General features: G+C 69.0%; 3 protein-coding genes and 1 pseudogene. 1 reads left to right on the top strand and 3 read right to left on the bottom strand.

All coding sequences use genetic code 11. From position 1 onward, the window contains the following. Positions 1–52 precede the first annotated feature (52 nt). From KJS59_RS21065 to KJS59_RS21070, 3 genes and pseudogenes are all read right to left on the bottom strand, one after another. A complete protein-coding gene (locus KJS59_RS21065; protein WP_213454677.1) occupies positions 53–220 on the bottom strand; it encodes a hypothetical protein in 168 nt (55 codons plus the stop codon). 179 nt (positions 221–399) lie between these two features. Next, a pseudogene (locus tag KJS59_RS32510) lies at positions 400–558 on the bottom strand (DUF2637 domain-containing protein); the annotation flags it as partial. Between the two features lie 100 nt (positions 559–658). Next, a complete protein-coding gene (locus KJS59_RS21070) occupies positions 659–3,379 on the bottom strand; it encodes a BTAD domain-containing putative transcriptional regulator (RefSeq protein ID WP_249714615.1) in 2,721 nt (906 codons plus the stop codon). A 301-nt stretch (positions 3,380–3,680) separates the two neighbouring features. Here KJS59_RS21070 and KJS59_RS21075 point away from each other — a divergent pair, with 301 nt between their 5' ends. Beyond that, a complete protein-coding gene (locus KJS59_RS21075; protein WP_213454678.1) occupies positions 3,681–5,612 on the top strand; it encodes an Hsp70 family protein in 1,932 nt (643 codons plus the stop codon). The last annotated feature ends 456 nt before the right edge of the window (positions 5,613–6,068 follow it).

A 6,068-nucleotide genomic window follows, 5' to 3' on the forward strand; every position in this document is an offset into this window, starting at 1 on the left:
CGCCGGCTACCTCTTTACGGGAAGTCGGCGGCGCCTGGCTGCTGAGGCTGCTTCAGTCCTCGTCGTCGTCACTCGGGCTGGTCGATGGCGTCGGGGCCTCGATCAGGTCGCGCAGTGCGCCGTTGATGTCGGTGTCTCGGCTGGTTGCGGTGCGTTCCAGCACGTCATGCACGTCGCCATCGATCTCGATCGTGTGGCGTGAGGGCGTGGTGTCAGGCATTGTCGGTTCCTCCTGTGGTGATCGGCGGTGCCCGGGGTCGGGTGCCGTGCCCCATCCACGCCCACCTTCAACGATCGATCAAGCCTGGTCTGTTGGGCGCACTAGCGGTCACGGGGGTGGAGTCGCCGTGCCCGCGTTCGGCCTGTTCCACGGTCGGCACCGTGTCTGCAACGGGAGTGTTACACCGATGCCGTGGGGCGGCGGCCGTTGACGGACCTCGCTTCCCGGCGCAGTGTGGCCAAGAGCGCGGAGACGGCGCTGTTGCGGATCGAGTGACCGTTGCGGCGAAGCTTTCGCGCGAGGGCGTTTCGGCTGACAGTGCGGCCTTCGTGGGTCAGTTAGGCCAAGCGTGCAGGATGCTCGCCGGTGACCGAGGCGGCCACGCCGAGGGTTGACGTCGCCCGACCGCGCACGGCATCCGCCGGAGCCGGGTGTCGGTCACGGCCGTCCTCTGGGGTCCGGGGCGGCGGGGCGGAGTTGGCGTTCGGCGACGCGGCGGGTGGCTTGTGATGGTTCGGTGTCACCGAGGTCGGTGAGGCGTTCTTCTAGCCGGCGGAGGGTGCGTCGTACGGCGTCGGGGCGTTGTTGGCGGCCGTGGATGCGCATGATCCGCTGGTAGAGCTCATCGTTGATGGGGTCGAGGTCGGTGGCGCGTTCGAGGGCGGCAATCGCCTGGTCGGGGTGGTCGGTTTCGAGGATTTCGGCGATGCGGGCGTAGGCGGCGAGGTTGTGGTGGCGGTAGCTGGTGGCGTAGTCGGTGGCCCAGGTGTGGTCGACGCCTTCGGCGAAGTCGCCCGCGTACAGGTCGGTTGCCTGGCGTAGCGCGGCGAGGGTCGCGGTGTCGTCGTCGGTGGTGGTGGCGTGGTTGATGGCGGTGAGCATTTGCCAGAGGTCCACGGTGACGGTCTGCGGGTCGAGTTGGTATCGGCCGGTGGCGGGGTTGTAGCCGATGAACATCGGCTCGTGGTGGCCGGTCGCGGTTCGGAGCACGCGTCGTGCGGAGGTGATGGCGGTGCGGATCCGTTTGACGGCGGCGGTTGGGTCGATGTCGGGGTACAGGTCGGCGGCGAGTTGGTCGAGGGTGCGGCCGGCGGGGTGGGCGGCGAGCACAGCGAGCACGGTGTAGGAGCTGCTGCGCATTCCGGTGGCGATCGGGCCGGTGTCGGTGGTGACGGTGACCGGGCCGAGGACGCGGAGCCGGACCAGGGTTGCGGTGTCGTGTGGTTGTACGGGGGTCGGCTCGGTCGCCTCGGTGGTTGCCGCGGCCGGCGGAGGTGGGGTTTCGGTGGGTGGGTTGTCGATGTCGGTGCCGGCCTCGGGGCGGGCCATGGCGTCGGTGAGCATGGTGAGGATGGCGGCGAGGTCGTCTGGGCTGAGGGTGGACAGCCGCGCCACCGGACGCGGTTCGCCACCGGTGACGGCGCCTTGGGCGGTGATCTCGAGGGTGGGGATGTCGTCGTGGTGGCCGAGGACGACCGGGTGTAGGTCCAGGGTGGCGCGGTGGCTGGCGACGGCGTGGAGGCGGGCGGTGTGCCGGCTGGTGGCTTCGATGAGCAGCACGTAGGGCGGCTGTGTTTCGGCGTGGTCGGTGCGGGTGTTGAGGTCGGTGATGGTGGCGGCGTCGAAGGTGTCCAGCAGGCGCCTGCGGCCGATCATCTCTTCCTCGGCGTGGGTGACCGCTGCGGCGGTGTCGGCGAGGACGATGAGCCGTTCGCCGTCGTACGTGGTGCCATCGGGATCCAATCCCACTGTCGGGGCGCCTTCGGGCAGAAGCTTGGCGAGCAGGTCGGCGGTGGTGACTATCACCGGGCGCGTGACGGATGTTTCGGCCGCGCCGGTGGTCAGGACGGCGGCGAGGATGGCGCGGGCCGCCGAGATGGCTCCGTCGCCGTGTAGGGCAACCCCGGGGCTAGGCAGGTGGAACAGGCTCACCTGCGTGCCGTTGGAGTTGACGCCGATCGGGGCTGGCACGGTGGAACTGGGGAGACGGTGGGTGTCGGCGGTGGATTGGAGGTGGCGGCTGCCGATCGTGTCGATGGGGGCCAGAGACGGCGGTACCGGGGTGGGGTGCGGCGTGGTGGTCGCCGGGGTGGGGAAGGTGAGCCGGGCGCGGCGGCGTTGTTGCAGGCGCAGTAGCGCGGCGATGGCGGCGATGGCGGCGGCCAGGCCGAGGCTGATCCACGCCCGCGATGGCAGGTAGACCCCGTGCCTATCACCGGGTGTGGGCGAGGCGTCGTTTTGCTGCTCGGGTGTATCGGTGGCGGCGTTGTCGTCCACGGCGGGGCTGGAGGGCAGGGCCGTCGGTCCCGTTGCGGTGGCTGCTGGTGTGTCAGCGTCGGTGCCGGAGCCGTCTGGTGGGGGAGTGGGGTCGGTGTGGGGTTCGGCGGGAGCGGGATCGGTTTTTGTGGTTGGCGGCTCGGGCCGAGGTGGGGCCGGTGGTGTGGTGGGGCGGTGTCGGGCGGGCAGTGCGAGGGTCCATCCGACGTGCAACGTGTCCGGATCTGTGAGCGCGTACCCGTTTGCCTGTCGCCTGCCCTTGTTCAGGGTGTAGATCTCTCGCCACCGTCGGGGATCGTCGAGCTTTGCTGCTGCGAGGTCCCAGAGGGTGTCACCGCGAACAACCCGATGAACGCCACCAGGGGAGTCCCGCGCCCACACGGGCAGTCGTCCGTCTCGATCATCCTTCTGCACGATGGCGGTCGGCTCCGCGACGCGGGGCCGGGGGATAGCGGGTAGCCCAGCGCCCTGTCGGGGATGTGCGGGCTGGGCCACGGGGGCGAGCGGTGGCGAGGACGCTGCCTGAACAGCGGAGCTGTTGACGACGACGGTCACGCTCGCGATGAGCCCAGTGACCACGCCCCGCAGGGCGGCGGGCAGCGGAATCCGGGGGAGCCGCCACCGGGTGACGGCGGTGACCAGCTCGGCCAGCGTTCCTAGGGCGAGCATGGCCCACAGCAGCCACAGCACGCAGGCCCCGACCTTGATCAAACCGTCGACGGTGATCAGGGTCGGTTGGCTCAGCCAATCGATCACCTTGCTGGCGGTGGGCCACGAGCTGGGCAGCGGCCAACCCACGACGTACGCCAGCGCCAGCGGCGGCCCGACAAGGAACAGCAGCAGACCAACTACGGTGGCGCATACCCGCAGGACGGTGGCCACCGTACGGCACCGGCCCGGCGGCTGCGGTGACAGAGTAGGCGCTGCCGGCCAGATGGCCTCAAGCCCCGACGCGTCCGCTGGGTTCGGCGGTGGCTGGTGAGCGGACGTGGGCAGCGCTCCTCCCGTGACGGCCGAAACCCAAAAGGCCGATCCGATCGCGCTTACACCCTCGGGTGGACAATCGGCCAGCCTCAAGGCGATGAATATTCACTATCCGCGTAGAAATGGTCACGGTCAACCCAACACGGTTGACGATCATCACCACCGGTGAGAGAAACTCCCCACCATGGGGGCAGCAAACGTGAGGCTGGGAATCGATATCGGCTCATCCACCACGACCGCTGTCCTCACCACTTCCGGCGGGCAGCGGATACCGGTCATGCCCGACGGCGAACCCACCACCCCCAGCGGCGTGTACGTCGACCCCGACACCGGCAACCTGACCCCCGGACAATCTGGGCTCGTCCTGGCCGCCATCCGCCCGGACTGCTACGTCCCCGACGTCACCAGCCACCTCACCGCTGGCACGCTCACCATAGCCGGCCGCGACATCAACCCACTCGACCTCTACGCCACGGTTCTCCGCCACATCAGCGCCGAGGCATCACGTATCGCCAACGGGATTCCGGAAGCCGTCGCCCTCGCCATAGCCCCCACCTGGGGACCACGACGTCGCGCGCTCGTCCGCGACGCGACACAACGAGCCGGCCTACCCGACCCGGACCTCGTCGCCACCCCCGTCGCCGTCGCCGCCCAACTCGCCGCCGTCACCGGGCAACCACCACCCGCCGGAGCCTGCGTGCTGGTCTGCGACGCTGGCGCCCACACCCTTCAACTCACCGTCCTGCAACAAACCGACACCGGCGGCATGACCATCCTCGCGACCACGACCGTGCCCAACGCCGCCGGCCGCGACATCGACAACACTCTCGCCACACAGGCCGCACAACCCATCCGGGACGCCGATCCACCACGCTGGTCCCGGCTCCTCACCCCACAAGAACTCCCAGACCACCGCGACCATCACGCGTTGTGGCAGTCCACCCGGCACGCCAAAGAAGCGCTCCGGCAAGCGCCGCACGCCGTCATCGTGCTCCCTGACCCCCACCCACCCGCCGTCATCGACCACAGCCACCTCACCGCCGCCACCCACCACTTCCACACGGCGATACCCGAGCACGTCACCAACACGCTGACCGCAGCCGACGTCGACTCCACACAGCTGCAGGCAGTCATCCTCACCGGCGGTGGCGCTCACCTCCCAAATCTGGCGGACATCCTCCACACCACGACCGGACACACCCCGGTCATCCCCGCCCGCCTCGACAACGCCGCCGCCGACGGCGCCCTCCACGCCACCCACACCCTCACCGAAACCCGGACCCGCGACATCCACCTGCCCCGAGTCCGGCTCACCCCACGACACCTCATCGCGCCGCTGCTCACCGGCGCCTGCTCATTCGCCCTGCTCATCCAGGCCATCGTCACCGCCGACATCCACCGCCAAGTCTGGCGAGTCACCTCCGTACGCCTGCCACTGGAAGTGGTCGGAGCCGCCGGACTGCTGGCCATGCTCACGGCCTTCGCCGTCGCCTACCTCGCCCCCACCACCATGCTCTCCGGCGCCCAACCCGACACCTCAACCAGCACCGGAACCCTCATCCGCCGCGCCTACAGCACCGCGGCGTTCCTCGGCCTCTGCACCGCCGCCATGTACGGACTCGCTGTCGGAGCCTTCGTCGAACTCACCAGCAGCACCTACACCCGCTGGACCCTGCTATCCGCCCTCCCCATCGCCGCCGCGTGCCTTGTCATCGCCGCCCTCGCACCGCGAATACCCACAACCCGCCTCCCCACCTGGCTCCACCGCACCCGACTACCCCTCACCGCGACCCTCCTCGCCGCAGCCGGCATCTTCGCCATGCGCTACGCCAACGCCACCCCCATGGACCTCGTACCCGGAGGCGTCGAACTCTTCCGCCGCATCGGAGCCGCCGCACTCGGCATCGGCATCGCCCTCACCATCACCACCACACAGCGAAAACTGCTCCAGACCGTAACCGCCCTCATCCTCGGCACCGGATTCATCACCGTCGCCTCATGGGGCAACACACCCGCACTCGCCATCGCCTACCTCAGCGCCACCACATGGTGGGCGGTGACCATCACCGCCACCACCATCTCGGCTGCCTACCGATTCCCCACAGCGGACGCCACAGCACAGACGAAGTAGCTCAGCTCGCCTGTGGATTCGCCCTGGCATCCCAGCCCGTCAAGAGGCTCCTGCCGCTGAATGCCTTCGGGCTGCGACGCCGGATGGGTAGCCACAGCGCCGACACCACAACGACAGCAGTTGTCAACCTCAGCCCGAGGAATCCAATGCGGCTCGGACGCCCGGTCCACCTGGTTCGCGGCACAGGACGCCGGGCTATGGCCGTCGCCTCCCTGGCGATGCTTACCGGCCTGCTGCGGGACTCGTCCGATCGGTGTTTCATCGTCGCGCCCCTGACCGGAAGCGATAATGGGCTGCTCCTGCAAGTGCGGCTGCCGTCACAGCCACACTCATGCTCACCGTCCCCCTGGCTTTACCAGGGCAGCTCGCTCTCGGTGATGTCGCTGAAGGGTAGGCGGACTCAGTCGTCATCACGCTCATATGCAAAGCCGTTTGCATCGGCGGGTCGGCCACGCC

This window comes from Rhizomonospora bruguierae (assembly GCF_018397995.1).
GTDB lineage: Bacteria > Actinomycetota > Actinomycetes > Mycobacteriales > Micromonosporaceae > Rhizomonospora > Rhizomonospora bruguierae.